Annotated in this window: 13 protein-coding genes; 2 read left to right on the top strand and 11 right to left on the bottom strand. The window is 55.3% G+C overall.

The genetic code is table 11. The features are described from left to right. Positions 1-49 precede the first annotated feature (49 nt). From V8L71_RS01685 to V8L71_RS01635, 11 genes are all read right to left on the bottom strand, one after another. Complete coding sequence (locus tag V8L71_RS01685; protein ID WP_101145546.1) at positions 50-244, bottom strand: hypothetical protein; 195 nt, start codon at positions 242-244, stop codon at positions 50-52. Positions 245-482: 238 nt separating this feature from the next. Further along, positions 483-1,208: a hypothetical protein gene (locus V8L71_RS01680; protein WP_336273050.1), complete on the bottom strand. Its 726-nt coding sequence runs from the start codon at positions 1,206-1,208 to the stop codon at positions 483-485. 57 nt (positions 1,209-1,265) lie between these two features. Further along, on the bottom strand, positions 1,266-2,399 hold the full coding sequence (locus V8L71_RS01675; protein WP_336273049.1) for an endonuclease/exonuclease/phosphatase family protein: 1,134 nt from the start codon (positions 2,397-2,399) through the stop codon (positions 1,266-1,268). 292 nt (positions 2,400-2,691) lie between these two features. Then, a complete protein-coding gene (locus V8L71_RS01670; RefSeq protein WP_008957919.1) occupies positions 2,692-3,828 on the bottom strand; it encodes an NAD(P)/FAD-dependent oxidoreductase in 1,137 nt (378 codons plus the stop codon). After that, positions 3,828-4,544 (bottom strand): methyltransferase domain-containing protein, encoded by a 717-nt coding sequence (locus V8L71_RS01665; RefSeq protein WP_336273048.1) that lies wholly within the window; start codon positions 4,542-4,544, stop codon positions 3,828-3,830. Before V8L71_RS01665 ends, V8L71_RS01670 begins: the two co-directional genes overlap by 1 nt. Before the next feature lie 7 nt (positions 4,545-4,551). Then, the gene (locus V8L71_RS01660; protein WP_336273047.1) at positions 4,552-5,604 is read right to left on the bottom strand and encodes a type III polyketide synthase; all 1,053 of its coding nucleotides are present in this window, start codon (positions 5,602-5,604) and stop codon (positions 4,552-4,554) included. A gap of 263 nt (positions 5,605-5,867) precedes the next feature. Then, a complete protein-coding gene (locus tag V8L71_RS01655; RefSeq protein WP_336273046.1) occupies positions 5,868-6,608 on the bottom strand; it encodes a Crp/Fnr family transcriptional regulator in 741 nt (246 codons plus the stop codon). Positions 6,609-6,853: 245 nt separating this feature from the next. Next, the gene (locus V8L71_RS01650; RefSeq protein ID WP_336273045.1) at positions 6,854-8,197 is read right to left on the bottom strand and encodes an HlyD family type I secretion periplasmic adaptor subunit; all 1,344 of its coding nucleotides are present in this window, start codon (positions 8,195-8,197) and stop codon (positions 6,854-6,856) included. A 9-nt stretch (positions 8,198-8,206) separates the two neighbouring features. Then, positions 8,207-10,159, bottom strand: coding sequence for a calcium-binding protein (locus V8L71_RS01645; protein WP_336273044.1), 1,953 nt, complete (start codon positions 10,157-10,159; stop codon positions 8,207-8,209). Next, the gene (locus tag V8L71_RS01640) at positions 10,156-11,904 is read right to left on the bottom strand and encodes a type I secretion system permease/ATPase (RefSeq protein ID WP_336273043.1); all 1,749 of its coding nucleotides are present in this window, start codon (positions 11,902-11,904) and stop codon (positions 10,156-10,158) included. Before V8L71_RS01640 ends, V8L71_RS01645 begins: the two co-directional genes overlap by 4 nt. Positions 11,905-11,992: 88 nt before the next feature. Then, positions 11,993-18,037 carry a peroxidase family protein gene (locus V8L71_RS01635; protein ID WP_336273042.1) on the bottom strand — a complete coding sequence of 2,015 codons (6,045 nt, stop codon included), beginning with the start codon at positions 18,035-18,037 and terminating at the stop codon, positions 11,993-11,995. Positions 18,038-19,097: 1,060 nt separating this feature from the next. Between V8L71_RS01635 and V8L71_RS01630 the strand changes: the two genes are divergently transcribed. Beyond that, the gene (locus V8L71_RS01630; RefSeq protein WP_336273041.1) at positions 19,098-19,388 is read left to right on the top strand and encodes a hypothetical protein; all 291 of its coding nucleotides are present in this window, start codon (positions 19,098-19,100) and stop codon (positions 19,386-19,388) included. A 16-nt stretch (positions 19,389-19,404) separates the two neighbouring features. Continuing rightward, the gene (locus V8L71_RS01625; protein WP_035586807.1) at positions 19,405-19,698 is read left to right on the top strand and encodes a hypothetical protein; all 294 of its coding nucleotides are present in this window, start codon (positions 19,405-19,407) and stop codon (positions 19,696-19,698) included. The last annotated feature ends 619 nt before the right edge of the window (positions 19,699-20,317 follow it).

Below are 20,317 nucleotides of genomic sequence, written 5' to 3'. Positions count from 1 at the left end.
ACTTTATGGGACGCTCTAGCCACGCGAGGGCCGATGAGTTGAACAGCGGTTACTTCTTACGCATAAAAGGAAAAATCTTCGCCATCGTATCAGCCAATACTTGATCCAGTGGTTTATGATCCAAGCTAATAGCCGCCCTTGCCGCCGTGTAGGTTCCTTTATACTCTTGGGCAATTTCGCTATCCGTCATCGTTTCCGGTAGCTGCTCTTTGGCTCGGATAGCATCGATGACCTCCTTATCCATGTGGCCTCTCCTTTAAACTGGGCGTGCTATCAAGCCTAGTACAGAACGAGACTGGGGGATGGAGTAAAAAGGTTAACAAATTTTAGAGTTTAACTTTGCTCCTATCTGCACGCTCTAACTGCCCGCTCTAACTGCCCGCTCTAACGGCGATTAACGACAGGGCTTATTGATAGGGTTTAAAGACAGGGTTTAAAGACAGGGCTTAAAAATAGAATTATTAGAGAGCGACTCAAACGTCTTAAATCAACAGCAAGAGCGAAGAATAGAGAGCCGCGCCTAAAACGAAAGGCCATAGCCGACTCTGCCTTTCTTCAGGAAGTTCTTCTTTGAGTACATTAAGTACCACTCCACCCGCCAAGAAGGCGAATAGCATGCTTGTCGCCGCCTCCTCCACTTCGACCCACTGCCCAAAACCCCAGCCAACAAGCACCGCTAACGCCAATACCCAACGGCCCTTATGCAGGTAAACTTCACGATGACGAACCACTAATCCATAATCGTTGACGAGGAAGTGGAAGGCCATGGCCAGGGAGTATAAGACCAATTCGTGCAACGACGATTCTCGGTAGACTAATAGGTAACCGATCAGGGCGTTATAAAGTGCAAATATTCCAATATGAAGCCAGAACATGTACCTGCCAGACCGGGGGTGCTTTCCTCTATCCGAGGTTCCAGCGCACGCCTTATTTTGCGAAACCCAATGCTCAAGTCCATAAAATAGAACCAAACCTACTAGGGCTATCAAATAAGCATGGTGCTCCAGAAAAGCCACGGCGCCGTGCCCACTAATGGCTTGCTGTGCTTCTTCAAGTTCGGGAAAGACATGTACGAACACATACGAAACGGATATACCACCGGCAAAGGAGAGCCAGGCACTACGCGGCCACGCTTGAAGAAAGCGAATTTTTCCTGCAGCGAGATGGACAATAACCAGCCCCACGACGGAAAGTAACTGGAACCACATTAGTAATCCTTATATAACAAAAGTAATACTCTCCTTTAACCAGGGCTCTCCATATTCCTATTCTGAAGCACCCGCATCATGTTCAGCGGCGTCTTCTTCACCTTCTTCAACCATTTCCTGCGCTTCTTCCTCTTCCTCCTCTGACGCTTCGGGCTTTTCCTGGTCTTTACGCCCAACGGCAAGTGTCGTAACGATGCCGAAGTGGTCGGAGCCAATCACTTTGATACGTTCAAGATCAACCAGATGAAGCCCGTCAGAGACGAACAGATGGTCGATTGGGTAGCGCCAAAACGGGTACGCCGAATGGTAAGTACTCAGCAATCGTCGGCCACGACGTGGGTCTTTTAGATCGCTCAAATCGGCAAACAGCCGCGTGGTATGCGACCAGCCTACATCGTTAAAATCACCAGTAACGATCCAGCGATTATCCGGGTCTTCTTGCACATGCTCGGCTATCAGCATAAGTTCCGCATCGCGTTCACGGCTGTCCCGTCTTGCCTCGGCATCCTCGCTCTTGATATCTTCTTCAAAGCCGGGAGGTACAGGATGAGCGCCAACAAACTGCACGGGCCCTATGCCCGGTACATCAAGAGTGGCGAAATCCGAAGGCCTGCGCTCTGAGACCAAGTGTTCAACCTGCTCTTCCAGAAGCGGATAACGCGACCAAAGCACTAGCCCCTGACCTTCGTCACGCACCTCTCCCACCCGATAATCGTAATAGTCGTCCAGCGGTGCCAACCCTTCTTCCCACGCGCTATCAACTTCAATCAACAGCAAGAGATCTGGATCCTCACGCCGCACCATATCTATCAATTCGGCATAGTGATTGTTTTTGAAGGTAATATTCGCGGTCAGCACTTTTAATGTTGTCCGGTCATCATCGGACCTCATCTCCGCCGACGGAACCTCGGTGGGCCAAACGGGGGTAAAGGGCAAGATGTGGTAAAGGTGCCACCCAGCAATGGCCAGGATAACGGCTACCCAGGCGGCATGCTCTTTTCGTGGACGCTTGAGCCACGCATGGATAGCTAACAGAAGAAGCGGAAACACCAACGCGGCGGTTAACTGCAAACGAGGAAAATCCCACAGTCTTACCCACCACTGACCACTAGGTAACAAAGGTAGAAGGCATACCACCACCATCAAAAGAACCAGCACACGGCTGGCCCACAAAAGAAGCTTTAAAAACATGAAACCTCTCAAACGCAGCAACGGCGACCGAAGGAGTCCCGGTCGAGCTTAGTCAGGTTGCCGCAAATATTGTACGATTTATGCATTCCACTTTAGTGAATGCTCCATACACTTATGATGGGGCTTGCTTAATGATAGGCCGCTAACCTCGCATAAATGTAGTCTAATGCGTAGTAATTAATAAGAAAAAATCGTGAATTCCACAACCTGAGTGATGATCACTGACCTGCATAGATTTGGTAAGCTAATCGCCTTAGCAAATCGCTTCAATGCCGATTTTACAAGCAGGCAGCTATCGACCGCGGTGAGACAGGCCAACCCGCGTCTGAAGTATCGTTTCTCTCAACACTGTTGGCCATAGCCGTGCACATAGGAAGGCTGCCTTTCGGCCTAAGCGATAAGTGAGCACGCTCGCCAGTAGCTCCGCATTGCGGACTGGTCGCGTTAGATCGGTGTAGGCCAAGCGTTGATACATATTGGAATCGCCACCTGAGGCGTGAACGCGGGCTGCAAGGGAGGCCGTGTGCAGAGCAATCGCAATGCCATCACCAGCAAACGACGGGATAACCGCTGCTTGATCCCCCAGCGGGAACAGGCCTGGCTGCGAGTCACCGGGGGAGCGGAGATAACCATAAGGAACACCGGAAACTGCCAAGGGCTCACGCCAGCAAGGCGTTAAACTGGCAAGGCGCTGCTTCATATGGGATGACGTATTACTCAACCAATCAAGCAAACCAGGCCAATGGCTGCCACACGTCTTGTAGATATCCTGCCTAACTAAAAAACTAAGATTAACACCACCCTTCTCTATCGGCTCCAAGCCGGCGTAACCCCCTTCAAATAAATGAACCTCAACCGTTTCCTGCCATTGGTCCTGCTGCATTGCGCTGAGGCTAAAGTGCATTTTAAAACCAATGAAATCATGGTGGCGAGTGGCGCTGACCCGGCGCTTCCAATCACGCAGTTCATGCTTGCCAGTGGCCAGAAACACCGCTTTTGCTGAAATCGCTGAGCGGGTGCTATGTCGGTTTCTGGTAAGCAGCCTCCACCCATCGCCAGTGTGCGTTAAATGCCTGACTGTCGTGCCACGTTCAACGGCTGCTCCCGCAGTTTTAGCCTGCTCAAGCAGAGCGTTATCCAATCGGTATCGGGATAAACTCCACGCGGTAAAAGGCAATTCGAAGCTAAGCTCACTCTCGCCATTGTAAAACCGAGCGTAGCGAATGGGTTCGGCCCCTAATGCCGCTAAATCTATCCCTAGGTCTTCAAGGTAGTGAGCGGCTTCAAAGCTAATGAACTCGCCGCACACTTTGTGGTGCGGGGCCGGTTTACGTTCCAGTACACGTGCCGGAATACCGTGCCTAGAAAGCTCAATTGCCACCGCCGACCCCGCTGGGCCGCCGCCTATAATGACTGCTTCTTCATTCATCAGCAGCGAGCTTCTTTTTGGCAAGAAACACAGATACGAAACGGAAAAAACCACTTTACACGCACATGCTCATCAAGCCCCGCTTGGCTGATCAGGCGTTGCCAGTCAGCCATGCTTAAGGCACGTGCTACCGAGACGGCGGCGTCATGACGAATCAATCGGTTACGGCTAAACAGGGCAGTCGCTGATTTAATAAAATAATAGGGAACAGGGTGCCGATGTAGATCATTGATAAACCAGCCTTTCCGCGCGCGATGGTTCATCCAGCGCATAAATTCGACAATCTGCTTATCGGTAAGATGGTGCGTAAATAACGACGATATAATCAGATCAATGGATTGGTCTGGCTCGAACTCAAACACATCCGAGGTTTGATAACAGATTGCTGAGGAAGACGGCCATGATTCAGCAGATTTTTTAGCCCAGGGGTTTAGATCAACACCGACCATACGGTAACCGTTTGCGGCCGCTGTTCGTTCAGGCCACTCCTTGGCGATCTGTCGCAACATATCACCACCTCCGCTGGCTACATCCAATACAAAGAGCCGTTCACTGTTTTCGACCCAAGGACGAAGCCATTGCAAGGTAGGACGATACGCTAACGTTAGATGATTGATACGCTCAAGACCGATGAGGCAATCGTGGAATTCTTCGAAGGAGATATCTTCTTCATCCATAAGCTCCTTCTCATCGCTGCGCTGACTGAAATCCGGCATGACTGCCTTATCCCTTAAGGTCAAAAAGCATGCTTTCGACCGTTAGCCCAGGCCCAAAGGCCATGGCGAGGCCTGGGCCCGGCTTCTTGGGGTTGTTCATCATTGCCTGAAGCACAAACATGATAGTGGCCGACGACATATTGCCAAACTTTCTAAGCACCTCCCGCGATGCCAACAGTTGATTCTCCTCAAGCTCTGCCCCTGCTTTTACAGCATCTAATACCGTGCGCCCACCGGGGTGAATAGCCCAGTGCGCGATATCACTGCGTTGATAACCATCCAGCAGCTTAGTCATCATCAGCGGTAAGTGGCTGGCGATAACGCCAGGTACCTTCCCTGATAACTGCATATCGAAGCCTTGGTTGCCAATACGCCAGGTGATTAATGCTTCCGTTTCCGGTAGCACATCCGTGTTGAAACCCTGTATTTCAAGACCAGCCGGCTCTGCCGTCACGATGCTTGCGGCACAACCATCGGAAAAAATGGCGAACGACAAAATCTCTTCGAGCGTTCCCGTGGGTTTAAGATGCAAGGTGCAGAGCTCAAGATTGAGTACCAGCACTTTAGCGTCTGGCTCCGAGCGAACAATGTGTCGAGCTAACTTAAGCGCATTAATCGCAGCGTAACAGCCCATGAAGCCGACATTGGTGCGTTCGACACTCCCTGGCAGCCCATAATGGTGAATCAATTGATGATCCAGTCCCGGCGCATAAAACCCAGTGCAGGTAGTCGTCACCAAGTGGGTGGTGCTAGAGAGGTCAAGTTGACCCAGTGCGCGCTTCGCCAAGGTGAAAGCGAAGCGTTCGTAAAACTGCATGCGCGCCTGAGTGTCAGGAAAAGCTTCATTTTTATAGAAGCCTCCTAGGTCCAATTTATCTTCATCTAAATGGGGTTCCAGGAACGAGTATCGGTGCTCTATCTGCGCCCTTTCCGCCATGCGCTGAAACACTTTTACCGAACGTTTATCCGGCAGCAGGCGCGGACAGTATTCGATAAATTTGCTATGTATATCAAAGTCCGGAACAGCAGTGGCAATGCGATTGATAAATACTGAAGTCATTTCACCGCTCCTTGATTACCTCAGGCTTATCCGCTGTGTCAGTGATTCAGAATGACCTGCTCGGTAAGATCCAGTCCATTTTGCATTTTGCACATCAACCCAAGTCTTGCTGGGGAATTAGGGATGCTACTGACCAAGGCAGCCCTATCAACATCGCCCTATCAAGATAGTTCTATCAACGTAGCCCTAGGACATTTAAAAGGAAGTTACACTCTCACTATTTAGCATATTGATAATATATAGGAAAAAAAGTTAAATGAATCTTATGCAGTTTCTGCCACTAAATGCAGATAAAGCGGATCGAACTCCCCCGCTTCCTTGAGTTTTTGCCAATCAGGTACGGTTATCTGGTTTTTATTATTACTAATTAACCCATCAGTACGAAGCGCCTGGAGTACTCTATTCATGTGAATATGCGTCATACCTGTCGCATCCGCTAACTCGGCCTGGGTTACAGGCATATCAAAGGTGGATTCTGTCGCCAAACCCACCGCTTCAAGACGTACTAACAGTTCGCAGATAAGGTGGGCAATTCTGTTATAGGCATGCCGCTGCCCGTTATTCAAAAGCCACTCTCGTGTGATAGAAGCGCTCACCAATGTCTCGCGCCACAGTGCCGCAGCAAGGCGCGGTTGGAGCGCACAGAGGTTATGTATATCGTCGTGCTCAATTAAGCCAAGTATACAGGGGGTGATTGAGGCAATATTTATATCCAGAGAAGACAAATGTAAGCTTTGCAGATCAGGAATGTCGCCGGGTATATAAAGGGATGTTATTTGGCGCTTCCCTTCAAAAGTCAGCTTATAAGCGCAGGTAAATCCGTCAATAACTAGACAGCATTGAGTAGGTTGATCGCCAACTTTCAGTATATCTTGGTCTGAATGAAGAGATATTGTCTTTATTGACAACTCTTTTATTGCTTTTTTCTCTGCATCTCTGAGAACAAAAATGCTTTCCAACTTACGGATAATAAGGAGGTTAGGGGTAAGGAGTAAGGTTTCCATAAGGGCTCCATAATTTGCAGATATGAAGCTAAATGCAACATTTTAACTGCTCGTCAGTAGACGATTAAACGTAGCTTTCATCATGCGCTCTATAAGTACAAATTGATAGCGACAATATTAACTGGCTTGCCTAAGTACGCCTTGCCAACATGAGCATTGCGTTAAGCCAGCCCTGAGGCTGGCAATCCTGGCTCGCTTACAGCTTCGTCTGAGAAAAGCCTAGCTCCAAAGCAGATGACGCTGCTTTACTCTTCTCGGAAGGCCCTGCTGAACTGATCGGTAATAGGCTTAACAAAGTACGTCAGTGCGGTGCGCTCTTCGGTCGTGATAAAGACTTCGACTGGCATACCAGGCAGCAGCGTGGTAACCCCCAGCTTCTCAAGTTCTTCTGCAGAAACGTCAACATCGCCCAGGTAGTAGATCTCGCCAGACACGTCATCGCGTGTCGTCGCTGGAGAAACATAGACGATCTCGCCTTTGAGCTCCGGCGTCGTTCTCTGGTTGAAGGCAGTGAAACGGAGCCTGACCGGCTGGCCGACCCACACTTGGTCGATAGTTATCGGCGCCAGTTTCACCTCAACCTTCAATTTGGCGTCTTCGGGAACGATGGTGGCAAGCTCTTCGGCTGGCGTGATCACGCCTCCTACCGTGTGGATGTTCAGCTCATTGACGGTTCCAGAAATCGGCGCGCGAATGTCCGTTCGCGCCAGCCGATCCTCGATGGCAATGTGCCTGTCACGCAGCTCCGAAAACTCCGCCTCTACAGCACTTAATTCCCGCTGCGCCTCGGTACGGGCGTTCTCGTCGACCGCAATAATCTGGAGGCGAATTTCACTCATGCGGGTTCTCGCTCTGGCGATGGATGCGTGAATCTCGCCGCGCTCACCCGAAATGCGTGCTCTGTCACGCGCCATCGGAACAAGGAGTGTGCGTGCGATCATCCCTCTCTCAGCGAGGCCTCTGCTCGACTCGTATTCGGACGCGACGAGACGGAACTCCTCGTCTTTCGATTGCTGCTGAGCTTCCAGCCCCTTTATCTCCTCCTCGATCTGCGCGATGCTGAGCTCAAGCTGCTGCTTTTTACTTTGGCGACTGATGCGATTACCGTCGAAGAGGCGTGTTTCGCCGAGAAAGACATCCGGCGCTTCGTCTGCGGCTAAATCGGACGGGAACTCGATGGCCGCAAGCCCGTCCCGCTCTGCCAGAAGGCGCGCTCTCCTGATCGCCAATTCCATGAGTTTGGAACGCACGATCGAAAGCTCCGCCTTCGTCTGTGTGTCTTGGAGCCGGATCAGTACCTCTCCAGCATTTACGAAGTCCCCCTCTCTAATGCCTATCTCACTGACGATGCCACCGTCACGATGCTGTATCGACTTAAGGTTCTGATCTACCGTCACAGACCCCTGCGCGATGACGGCCCCACTTAGCTGAGCGCTCGCGGCCCAGCCACCGGCGCCCAACATCAGAAACAGGGCGAGCGCGGTGCCCACACAAACGCGCGGGCCGAGCCGAAAAGCGTTTTCTGGATACGGTAAGCGCTTGGCTTTTTCCTCTAAAAGAGGCGTGCCGGAAGGATCATATGTGCTCATTGTGTGCTCCTAAGATAGCCATTCGAGACCATCGTCACGCTCTGTTGACCACGACAGCTTGTGCCTTCCGTGCAGCGTGACGGTTGTCGCCCACATCTCATCGTCCTCAAAGTCGGTCTCGATCACGGTCCACTCGCTTCCATCGTCCCGATCGTGCCGATAGCGTATTGGCGAATCGTCATCGTCGTTATCGCGGTAGATGTGTTCGAAACGGTCTTCCGGCTCGTCATCGGCCTTCCAGAAAATATCGTATTCAGATATCCGGATACGGTCTCCGACCCCAAAGTCCATGATCACGTGCGAAACGGCGTTAGGTTGAACCCCACCGGCGCTGGCGAACGCAAAGACGTCATCACCCGTGCCGCCCGTGAGCGTGACCGATTCACTGCCGAGAATGAAGTGATCGGCTCCTCGGCCACCAAGCACTTTCTCGAAACCGGTGATAGCGTCATGGCCGATTTCTACGCCGCTGGCGACACCGTTCATAAGATCCACCACGAGACTTTCCGTCGCGTGGCTGTAGTCGAGGGTGTCCGTGCCCGCGCCGCCGTCGTACACGTCATCGTCCGCGTCGAGCGATGCCACGATCCGATCGTTTCCCATGCCGCCGAACACCTTGTCGCTTCCTGCTCCATCGCTAATCACGTCGTTACCCTCGCCCCCGAGCAGCAAATCGTCGCCGTCTCCACCGCTCAGGTGATCCCCACCGGTGTTCCCGAAGATCACGTCATCGCCGTCACCGCCGAAGAGCCTGTCGTCGCCGGATCCGCCGAAAAGATGGTCGTTTCCCGCGCCGCCGAAAATAATGTCATTGCCATCGCCGCCGAACACCACATCGTCACCGTCTCCAGCGACGATGTGGTCGTCCCCCGCTCCTCCATTAATAACGTCATTGCCGGCCCGTCCATCAATGTTGTCATCGCCGCCTGCGCCGTCGATCTCATCGGCACACAGGCTGCCGAGAAGCATGTCGTTCGCCGCGCTTCCTTCAATAACGGGCTGTTCGACAACGGAAAAGTGGGCGACGGCTTCGATCGTAAGGTCGCCGTCAGTGATCTCATAGCGGAGGGTCACCGGCCCCGGTTGCCCGCTGCCGCTCTGGAACACCCAACCGCCGTCCACTTCTGTAAGCTCGCCGGAGGACACAGCCAGGTTTTGAACCGAGAGGACGTCGCCATCGGGGTCCTCTGCCTTGCTCAGCAGATCGCCCAGGGCGATGGCGAGCGCCGCACAGGGTGCCACGTCCAGCAGATAAACGGGGCCTGACACGCGAGGAGCACGGTTGCCCGTCGGTGAGACCTCGTCATCGTCGTCCTCATTTACGGGGTCGAGTGGGTCGCCATCCTTGGAACTATCGGTATCAGTCGGTCTCTCGCTATTCGTAGAACTATCGTTATCCGTGGCATCCTCACTAACCGCAGAACCATCGGCGTCCGTGGGATCATTGCCTTCAACGAGCGGATTGTCGTTCGGTGGTGAAGGGAAACGATGACCGGCGGGGTTAGCAATGTCGATAGGCGATATGCTGGGGCTGATGCCCATTCGATCCACCCTCTCAGCGACTGCATTGCCGCTTGCCGGTCTGACTACTGCGGGTGCGCCTTCGCTTTCGCCCTGATAGCGTAGGGGCGATGATCCGGGAGCATCGGCGACCGGCGGCCTTGTAGAGCCGGGAGGTTCGGGATCGGACATATCAGGGACTGTTTGCGGGGAGGCGATGTCGTCAACCATGCCCTCTTGGCTTTCGGCCTCCGCCGCACCGGCGGCTGGCTCTTCCGGCTGCGATTGGGGTTCGCTCTCCCGGCCCCAGGAGAAGATCGAGCCCAGGTAAGCAGCGATCCCCATGAGTAAGCCGACGATCACGCGAGGCGTCCCAGAGACCTCGTCCCCGCTTTTCAGAACGTAGCGCTGAGAGGTATCAGTTTCAGGTAAGGCGTTCTTGGTGCCTTTCACGTTAATCATGATCCGACGGACGCCTCCTTAATCGGCGGCTTGGCAGAATGCACCGCTCGCACGTTGGACTTGCCAATGACTTCGTCCTTCGGTCCAAAGGCGGCCAACCGGCCGTTCTGAATAACCGCCACAAGATCAACGGCAGCCAGAGCGCTTGGCCGGTGAGCCGCCACAACGGCGATGCCGCCACGCTGCTTAACGCCTTGAATGGCCGCTGTCAGCGCTGCTTCGCCTTCGGCGTCGAGGTTGGAATTGGGCTCGTCCAGCACCACGATGAAGGGGTTGCCGAACAGTGCGCGGGCGAGTCCAATCCGCTGCCGCTGGCCGCCTGATAGAGAGGTACCCAGCGAGCCGAGCTGCGTTCGATAGCCGTTGGGCAAGCGCACGATCATCTCATGGACGCTTGCGGCCATCGCCGCCTCCACCACCGCACGGGAATCCGGTGTTTCCTGAAACCGCGAAATGTTCTCTTCGATCGTGCCATTAAGCAGCGCGACCTCTTGAGGCAGATAGCCGATGAATTGACCGAGAGCTTCGTCGTGCCATTGCGAGAGCTCTGCGTCGTCAAGCCGCACGCTTCCTCGCAGCACGGGCCAAATGCCTGTCAACGCGCGAAGCAACGTGGTCTTGCCGCCACCGCTAGGACCGATGATCCCAATCGCCTGGCCGGCCTTGAGTTCGAAGCTCAGCTCGCTGAGCAGCACTTGCCCTGAATCGGGTGCTGCGACGGTGATGTTCTCGACCTTGAGGGATGAATTCGGGCTGGGCAGCTCCATCGGTTCGTCAACGTCCGCCAGCGCCATGACGGTTTCCTTCAGGCGTGCGAACGCGGTTCGCGCAGCGACAACGTTCTTCCAGTTGCCGATGGCAAGATCGATGGGGGCGAGCGCCCGCGCGGAGGCAATGGAAGCGGCGATGATCGCGCCAGCGCTAAGCTCCCCCTGAATAGTGAGCAGCGCCCCGAGGCCAAGAACGGCCGACTGCAAGACCATCCGCAGCACCCGTGAGACCGCTCCGAAGGTGCCGCTGACATCGTTGGTTCGCGTCTGCAACTCCAGATGATCGTCGTTCGCTCGATTGAAGCGCGCCACCGCACGACCAGCAAAGCCCATCGCCTTGAGGATCTCCGCATTACGAGCATTGGAGTCGGCGATAGTATTGCGGGTGACGGCAGCCTGCTGCATGGCGCTGCTCAGCTTGGACGTCTTCAGTTCCGTGATAATCGCAAGCATGGCCAGGATGAAACCACCGAGAAAAACCAGCGCGCCAAGGTAGGGGTGCAAAATGTAGACAAATAATAGAAAAAGCGGCATCCAGGGAAGGTCCAGCAGCGCCACAGGGCCCTGGCTTCCCAGAAAGCCACGCACCGTATCCACGTCGCGGCCCCGCTCCAGTGATTCAGCGGTCGAAAACCCGAAGCGCGGCATATCGATAGCCACCCGATGGGCCAACGGCGCGACCCTTCTGTCGAGGCGCGCGCCGATGCGAACAAGGATTTGGGAACGGATGGTATCGAACATTCCCTGAAAGCAATACAGACCAAGCGCCAGCACGGAGATGGCAACCAGCGTCGAAATGCTCCCGCTGGTCAGCGCTCGGTCGTAAATTTGTAGCATGTAGAAGGCACCGGTCAGGGCGAGGATGTTGATGATCCCTGACATGCCGAATAAGAAGAAAAAGATTCCTCGGAAACCTTTGGTCAGCTGTTCTGCGCTCTTGCGCTTAGCCGACGTACTGGCGTCTTTTTTGCGCATGTGAACTCCCCTTGCACCCTATGTTGAACGGGCGTTCCCTGCGGGCGGGTACGCCCGCAGGGTTCGTTATTGTTATAGCTGTCGTTCGTTATAGGTTGAAGTCGCTCACTCCCAGCTCATGCCGACCCTTGATGCTGATGGAGAAATCCGCATCGTCGTCTCCGGTCGTGTTGCCTTCAACGACGGTGTAGTCCTCGCCGTCGCGGGTTTGATGGCTGAACATCAGCTGGCCAACGCCGGTGAAGGCCTCGGTCACTAACGTGAAGCTCTGGTTCCCCGTTGCACAGCCATGCGCATCCACACCGCTGAGATCGATACGGTCGCCCGGCTGAAATCCCATGATGGTATCGCCGTCCGCATCCGCTGCGGAGAGGAAGCGGAACGTGTCGTTGCCTGCCCCGCCATCCATCACGTTAGCCGCGCGGCTCGCTGTGATCGTATCGTCTCCCGATCCCGTGACGATGTTCTCGACACCCCACAGCCCATCATTGCCAGTCTCAGCGCTCGAGACGCTGCCGCGCCCCATGAAACCGGTACCGAGATCTGCCGTGATCGCTGACATAATGGCTGACATATCCAGAGTGTCGCTGTCGCTGGCACTGCCGCCCACCATGTCGTCGCCGTAGTAGGTATCGTCGCCGTCATCGGCTTCGGCCACGAACATATCGTCTCCCTCGCCGCCGAAGACCGTGTCATCGCCAGCCCCGGCATTGATGAAGTCGTTGCCGTCCTCGCCAAACACCCGATCGTCGCCGTCATCGCCGTAGAGCATATCCGCGCCGTCGCCGCCGAGGATGTCGTCATCGCCGTCATGGCCGAAGACGACGTCTCGACCGCCCAAGCCCATGATGGTCTCACTCTCCGCCGTTCCGATCAGCGTATCAGCGCCTTCGCCGCCAGCCATGGCCGCCGCCGGTATCACTTGCGTTCCGTCTTCCTCCTCGTACTCTTCTTCTCCTTCCTCATACTCTTCTTCGTCTTCCTCGTACTCTTCCTCGTCTTCCTCCTCGTATTGTTCTTCGTCTTCCTCGTCCTCCGATTCATCGTCGGTTTCGGTCTCGTCTTCGTCTTCTGGATGTTCCGACTCGGGCTCGACCTCGAAGCGGACGGAGTTCTCGTCGTCGCCCACTAGAGCCTCGCCCGCTTCGTTGGCCTCGACGGGGTGGTCAGCGAGCATCGTGCCGTCGGCAAGTTCGACGACATCCTGCTCCCGAAGTGCGCCCACCACCGTGTCGTGGCCGCCCATGGTTTTGAACACCACCCGATGCGCAGAACTCAGTGCCGAGATGTCCAAGACATCGTCATCCTCCGAGCCCATCACGTGGATAGTACTCATCGCCAGACTGGTTCCAGTGAAGTCGCCGGCAATCGTAAACGTGTCGCCGCCTCCCTGACCGTCGATGACGATTTCCTCGATGTTGGCGAGCTCCGCCATCACCACCCCGTTGCGAACGATGACGATCTCTGTTCCGGCGTCGAGGTCGGCAAAGCCCTGGGCCAGGGCATTGGTCCGATCGAGAATCGCGAAGGATTCAGCTTCACCGGCGCTGCCGAGGATTTCTGCGGTATCAACTTGGTTGCCGCCATCAAGGATATCGCGCCCGCCATCGGCCTCGGTGATCAGCAGGTCATCACCGGCACTACCGAACAGGATGTCATCGCCCTCGCCGCCGTTCAGAACGTCGTTGCCACCACCGCCGTTGAGGTCGTCATTACCGGCGCCACCTTCAAGAGTGTCGTTGCCAGCCAGCCCGAAAAGTAGGTCGTCGCCGTCTCCGCCCTCAAGGGCATCATCACCAAGCCCACCGCGAAGGTCGTCCGCACCGGCGCCTCCCAGCAGCGTATCGTCGCCATCCCCGCCGTTGAGGAAGTCATCTCCATCACCGCCATCGAGAGTGTCGTTGCCGTCCGCGCCGATCAGGCGATCATTGCCTGCACCGCCGTAGACAAGGTCGTCGCCGCCGCCTGCGAGCAGGTTGTCGTTACCGGCAAGGCCGATCAGTATATCGGCCGCCTCAGTGCCCTCAAGGCGCGTTGCACCAACGTCGTTGCCGTTGGTTCCGGTAATAACCTGCAGGTCGCTATCCCCGAAGGACAGCACTTCGATATTGCTGACGAGGTCGGTGCCATCGGAGACACGGTTCTGCCCGCTTACTGGGTCCAACGCTGCATCGTCCACATCAACATGTGCTACGGTGAGCCGACCGGTATCTTCATCCACCGCAATCTCATAGGCGGCGCGATCGCCCCAATAGACGGCCGTGTCGATACCGGACTCATCCTCAAGGATCTCGCGAACCATCTGCAATTGCCCGGGGTTGATCCGGCCTTCGACCATCCACGCCGACAGCGGACGGGTGACCTCCGCGCCATCGATAGTGAGAGTCACCGGCCCGTCCATGCTATCGACCGTCGCGATCTCGTCGCCGGTGCCATCGCGGTTCGTCATGATGGCAATGCGCACGTTGAGCCACGCGTCGCCGTCGATAACATCGTCGCCACCGCGCCCCTCAATCGTATCGCTGCCGCCACCGCCCAGCAGGATGTTGCCGCCGATAAACACCAGCTTTTCATCACCGGAGCCATCAGCCCAGTACTCCGCGTTGCGCATCATATCGGGGGTAATTAGCTGGTCGAGGCCGTCGATCCGGTCAATACCTGCCTGGTCGAGTTCGTTATGGATGAAGTTGCCCTCAGGCGTCGGGTCGGCGACGATCGGCGTGGCGCCCTCTTCCTCGTTGCTCCGGTTGTCGCCGCGCAGGATGTCGTCCTGCACCCAGCCAGACAGCGCCTCCACTTGGCTGAAGCGGTCCCGCAGCACTTCCAGCGGCAGCGTGGTGAATACCTCCACGTTCATATCCGCGTCGGCCGCCACGTTTTGGCCTTTGTGGATGACCCAATCGTGCCCCCACATACCGATGTTCTTCTGAATACCCTCTCCCGCCACCATGATGTCGTCGCCTGAGTCGGCGTCGTAGTCGGTGTCACCATTGCCGCCGTTGAGGATGTCGTGGCCGATCACCGTGGAGTTGAAGAAGAGTTCGCCGTTGTCGCCAGCGATGTATTCAAAGCGACTCTTACCCTCGACCCAGTCGTGGCCTTCGTTGCCGAAGAGTACGTCAGGGCCGTCGCCACCGAGGAGGAAGTCATCCCCCATGCCAGCGCGGATCTCAGACCCGTCCGGGCCGGTGATCAGGAAGTCCTTGCCACGGCCACCGAAGATCAGCGCCGCGCCGCTGCCGCCATGGATAACGTCGTTGCCCTCGTCTCCCTTGAGCATGTCGACTTCGCCGATATCGGTCCCGGCGTTGGTGATGATGTCGTCACCCTCACCGCCGTTGATCTTGTCGACGCCATACCCGGCCTCGATGCGGTCGTCGCCCGCGTCACCCCAAACGGTGTCGTCGCCACCGCCAGCGACGATGCGGTCGTTGCCGTCCGTCCCCTGGATGACGACGTGGTCGGCACCGTTATAGCGCAGGTAGGCACCGTCGCCTTGCGCGTCAGGCGCCCCGCGCTCGACCAGTTGAGAGGCGGACTGAAGGAACGGATCTTCGTGTTGAGGATCATCCACTCCGGTCATCTGCATCTGCTTGGCGTAATCGACATAGAGGATGTGATCCGGTGTCGAGAAGATATCGCCCGGGATCGCAAAGCCGGTCTCCCCAAGGTCGGTATTTGCCAGGGCCATCTTGGCCAGAGAGTTATTCTCCAGCTCCGTCAGCAGGTTCAGCCCCTGGGTGCGCGACAGGTAGTAGAACCGGTCAGCATCCTGCAGGTTCTCGAGCTGCATTTCGAAGACGAAGGCGAAGGTGGAGCCGAGCATACCGCCGAAGGGCATCTTCTTCTCAGCGAGGCCGCCCATCCACAGGTCGATGTCGTTCACGCCTGTCTGCTCGGCTGGCGCATTAAGCCAGTCGAGGCGCGCCTCCCGATCAGCTGCGCTCTCGTTCGGAGCACCGAGAACAAGATCAGTGGCCGCCGCACGCTTGCCAGCGATGGTCTCTTCGGAAGTAACCGACTCATGCGTGCCGTAGGCCGCGATGAAGTTGATGACCGAGGCGGGGTTCTTCATGTTCTCGGCGAAGTCGGCCCAGCTGGTGTACGGCTTGAGCTGCGTGTCGCCATCCGCCATCTCCATAAACTGCGCCCGGGCCTCGTTGAGGGTGGGCATGCCGGTATCCCGCCCACGGGCGATGTTGATCGCGGGAAGGTCAAGCGGAATACCGAGGAGCTGGTTGCGCAAGGTGTTGGTGACGAATTCGTCAACCTCGTTGCCAACCTGGGCCGTCATACCGCGCAGGATCGCGCCCGCCGCTTCGTCATGGCTCACGGTGTCCGAGCCGAGAGCCAGTGGGTTCAAGAAGGCATCGAACAGATCCATGTCATCACGGCTGCCATCCGCGTTGATGCGGTCAACCGTCTCGTTGAGCATCGAGTGCCCGAACCGGTAGACCACGTGCGCGAACTCGGAAAAGATAACCGGGTTCAGCTCGGCGTCGGGCTGCACCATGAAGACATCAATATCTGGCTGGATCTTCCGCGCGAACTCCTCGAAGACGAGGTGCTGGTACTCCATTTCGGTCGTGAAGCGCGCTGCCTGGAAGATTCTTTCGCCATCCCACGATAGCCCCTCAATCTCAGCCGCGCTGGGCCAAGAGGTAAGATCAGGGCCGGCCAGCCACTGGTTCAGGAAGTCGAGGTCCCCGCTCTCAAGCACCAACTCCTTCACCTGCTCCGCAATGCGATTGTGCTCGGAGTGGAAGATGTGGTGGATCGAGGTCAGGCCGATATTCTCGTTGCCACGGCCGTCGCCGGTAATGTAGTGCGCGTCCAGAAGCTCGTTATCATAGGCAGTTTGAGCACCACGGGGGCCGAACTCGCCGCTGTAGCCGGGCTCGGAATCGTCGTCCGCTTGCAGTTCGCCATTAGCGAGCACAGGGACGGCGGCATGGGCGATGTCGTCCAGGAATGCCGCACCGGCGCGTGCCGCGCCGACCGCAGACGGGTCGACCGGCTCTGCTAGGTTCCCCTCGGTCAGGATGGGGTTACCCGCGCCGTCGAAGCCGGTGATCAGTTGGGGGAGCCCGTTCTCGCCGCGCAGGAACTCGCCGTAGGGGTCGACCGCCACCAGCGGGACGGCGCCCACATCTTTATCGGTAAGTTCAATACCCAGCAGCGTGCGCGCCTGAGCCTTGATGTCAGCCCAGGTCGGCAGGCCGCGGTCGCCGTCGAGCAGGTTACCCGTCGCCATAGGGCGGCCATCGACCATCGCGTATTCGCGCAGGAAGACTTGGTGCGAGGGATGCGAGGTGTAGGTCTGGTTCTGGTCCACCCACGGTGTGGTGACATTGCCCGCCGCATCGTCGGTGGTGGCGCGAGTCATCACCATAAAGTTGGTATGCGGGCTCGCCGGGTTATACAGCGGGTCGTCCGGCGACAGCGGCATGTAGACCGTGCCGTTGCCCCCTTTTGCCACCAGATCGAGCCCGTGATCGAAGAACTGGCCGAACAGTGTGAAGACAGAATTATAGGAAGCCGAGAGCCCCTCGTCCGGGGAGACGTTCGGCAGCATGACGCTGACACCATCCATCTCAATCCCGTATGAGATGAGCAGCGTGTCGAGCTCCTCCTTCTGCGCCGCATAGATAGACGTCTCCTCAAGACCGGCATCGCTCAGTGCCTGCACGAGGATGTGCTGCTCGCGGATCTCGCTCAGGGCGTCAAGCATCGGCTGGCCGTTCAAACCCGCATGCTGGAGCGCAGTCGCGATCACCGCCGGATTGTCGAGGGTCTGATCGACGATCAGGTTAGAGATAAGGCGCGGCTCGGCATCGACCACGTCACCATTTTCGCCATAGTCATTGTTGGTTGGGTAGCCGGGAAATGGAAAGGCACCACTTCCTTCCCTGAACGACCCCTCGGTAATCGGACCGAAAATCTCTCCCGCAGACCCCCACTGCTCACGGCCAATCCCAAAGTTGTTGTAACTGCCATCGACCGTTCGCAGACCCGAAGGCAGAAGCGGGCTATCGATGAGCTCCGAAAGGGGCGTTCCCGCGGAATGCGCTTCCGCGATCTTGATCTGGTCCAGAATGAACTGCAGATCATGTTGGTTCAGTTTAACGGCCATGTTCCCTCCCAGGCCCCACCGGGCACTGATACTTATTTTTTTAAACGAAACGTTGTTTTGCGGCCCATCAACTTCACCAGCGGGCTGCGGTTTTCTGTCTTTAAAAGCCGACAGGCATGTCGTCGCACCTCGACGGACACATCAGCTAAGGTAACTTTCCCCACACCTCTCGCTTACACAAGATTACATTCAGAAATATATTTTCACCTCCTCAAAATCATAATTAGTTAGCTTTGGGAAATTTAATTAATAAGGATTAATTCACTCATCCAAAAAGAAGTAGATGTAGCGGTGAGAGAAAGCACTAAACTCATCAGAAATTGAGGTTTTAGCTTGGTCAGAAAACCCTAATTTGATAATGGCGCCTATGCCGCAGCAGACGATGGGCAGCCCATTACAACGACTGTTCGGTGTTGAACGGTATCTTCTTGATCTTGAACCTTTGCTTTGGCGATAAGTGGCGGGATCTTGCAGGGTGTTAATTCCTTGGCGGGGGCGGTCCATGACCGCTTTAAGTAATGGCGAGATGACGGCACGTGGGACGATTTGTTACCGGTCGAATATGAACGGCGTTATTTTAAGAACCTAACATGCGTTTAGAGTAGCAGGGAGATTAATTTGCCTGGGCTCTCTGATATACCCACTCCATGGATGAACTATTAAACTTCACTTATTAGCATTGACGAATATTGCTCATTACGGTCGAGGCTGTGTTAAAACCTAAAAATCAGTTGGCGATTACAGCGTTCAGCCGTATTGGCACGACTATCGGCTAGCAATACGCTTCAGAGTGCCTTCCTTTATTATTTCCACATCTGAGATAAAGCCTAAAAAATACCTTCTATAGAGCGTCACCGACTTCTACTAAGTCCGGTAGAGCCAGGATCAGCTGCCCTATGCTCGTATCGCCTGGATTAAACTCTTGGAACCGAGGATATTCAGGACGCGTTTTATATTGCAGGCAAGCACATGAATTCTGCCAGCTATTTACCTGTTCACCGACCAGCCTGTTATCGAGTTAGTCGTAGCAACATTTAACTGGGCCGCTATTGGCTGGCTTATGCTGGCTGGGGTCACCTTCGCCTTCTGTTATGTGTCTTGGTACAAGTCATTTCCGCTCATTGGCGTGGGCCGAGGACAGGCAATTGCTTCACTTTATGGCCTTTCAGCGGTGATCTTCCTGGCTGTCTTTACTTTGGAGCTTCCAGAGTGGAATTTCCTGGCTGGGCTGGCGCTGTTTGTGACTGGTGGCTTCGTGATGTATACCGAGAACGACGAGGTTCTTGAAGTCGTGCGAGCGGTCTCGAAAAATACCGATGCCGAGGGTAACCGCACACCTGCTCACTTATGAACTGGAGCACCAGTACGTGAAAAAATTACATATGAAAGGCCGAATACTTCAGCTAATCAACGCCAAGCGCGATGAGGGCATCTGGGACTGGGAACTCACTGATACCATAATGGGTGAGTACGGTCTTTCCGGCCCTTATTGGAAAGGCAATACACGGGTGACGCTAACAGATCTATTTTCCACTGGCATTATCGAAAGTGTGGAAGAGAAACTAGACGATAAGGGCTATTTTGGTGTCGGCCGAGTACTGTTCAAGTTCCGGCTTAATGCCTTCGGTAGACAGCGCATGCTGGACACCGAACTGGCATGACGATTGGGCTTTACCCAATCATTCAACTAGAGAGGAGTGAATTATATGTCTGAGTTCTGGGGTTTTCCGGATGCCGATATCTTGGCTGTAGCGGTAATCATTATTTTGAGTAGTTTAGCTTTATACCAAGCCCGTACTTTCGTCACGAAGATCTGAAGCTTAGCCAAAGATACCGATTTTTCACGCACGATGCATAGCGCGCGTCCGTCTTCACAGCGCCCGCTTATCGCCCTGCTCAACCACTGTTGAGCATTATCTTCCTCGCCTACCGAGCCGCCCTCGATGGACTCGCCATGCCCGGGGCAATCACCGAAAGGGGTAGTTGATGCCCTTTTTAACCTAAGCAATACTCATTACAAACAAAGACAAGCATGTCGGCATTATCTATTTAGCAAATGATTAGCTTGAGTTGAGCCATACTTTGTTCTCAACGTGGGGAGGATCATGACCTGAACGTTTCGACTGACATCTCCTTTACACCTTGGAATAAAGGCAAGTTGAATCGCCCCGGATATTCTAGACACCCGTTAGGCTCTTAAAGTAACGCCTTTCATACTCAACCGGTGACAAGTTATCACTTGTGCTGTGTCGGCGCTTTGGGTTGTAAAACATTTCAATG

The organism is Vreelandella indica (assembly GCF_037070225.1).
GTDB lineage: Bacteria > Pseudomonadota > Gammaproteobacteria > Pseudomonadales > Halomonadaceae > Vreelandella > Vreelandella arctica.
This window is presented reverse-complemented; position numbering and strand designations above follow the sequence as displayed.

What these genes read in the sequence shown, in the direction of transcription:
- V8L71_RS01685 (WP_101145546.1), bottom strand. Translation starts at nt 244, where the DNA reads ATGGATAAGGAGGTCATCGATGCTATCCGAGCCAAAGAGCAGCTACCG.
- V8L71_RS01680 (WP_336273050.1), bottom strand. Translation starts at nt 1,208, where the DNA reads ATGTGGTTCCAGTTACTTTCCGTCGTGGGGCTGGTTATTGTCCATCTC.
- V8L71_RS01675 (WP_336273049.1), bottom strand. Translation starts at nt 2,399, where the DNA reads ATGTTTTTAAAGCTTCTTTTGTGGGCCAGCCGTGTGCTGGTTCTTTTG.
- V8L71_RS01670 (WP_008957919.1), bottom strand. Translation starts at nt 3,828, where the DNA reads ATGAATGAAGAAGCAGTCATTATAGGCGGCGGCCCAGCGGGGTCGGCG.
- V8L71_RS01665 (WP_336273048.1), bottom strand. Translation starts at nt 4,544, where the DNA reads ATGCCGGATTTCAGTCAGCGCAGCGATGAGAAGGAGCTTATGGATGAA.
- V8L71_RS01660 (WP_336273047.1), bottom strand. Translation starts at nt 5,604, where the DNA reads ATGACTTCAGTATTTATCAATCGCATTGCCACTGCTGTTCCGGACTTT.
- V8L71_RS01655 (WP_336273046.1), bottom strand. Translation starts at nt 6,608, where the DNA reads ATGGAAACCTTACTCCTTACCCCTAACCTCCTTATTATCCGTAAGTTG.
- V8L71_RS01650 (WP_336273045.1), bottom strand. Translation starts at nt 8,197, where the DNA reads ATGAGCACATATGATCCTTCCGGCACGCCTCTTTTAGAGGAAAAAGCC.
- V8L71_RS01645 (WP_336273044.1), bottom strand. Translation starts at nt 10,159, where the DNA reads ATGATTAACGTGAAAGGCACCAAGAACGCCTTACCTGAAACTGATACC.
- V8L71_RS01640 (WP_336273043.1), bottom strand. Translation starts at nt 11,904, where the DNA reads ATGCGCAAAAAAGACGCCAGTACGTCGGCTAAGCGCAAGAGCGCAGAA.
- V8L71_RS01635 (WP_336273042.1), bottom strand. Translation starts at nt 18,037, where the DNA reads ATGGCCGTTAAACTGAACCAACATGATCTGCAGTTCATTCTGGACCAG.
- V8L71_RS01630 (WP_336273041.1), top strand. Translation starts at nt 19,098, where the DNA reads ATGCTGGCTGGGGTCACCTTCGCCTTCTGTTATGTGTCTTGGTACAAG.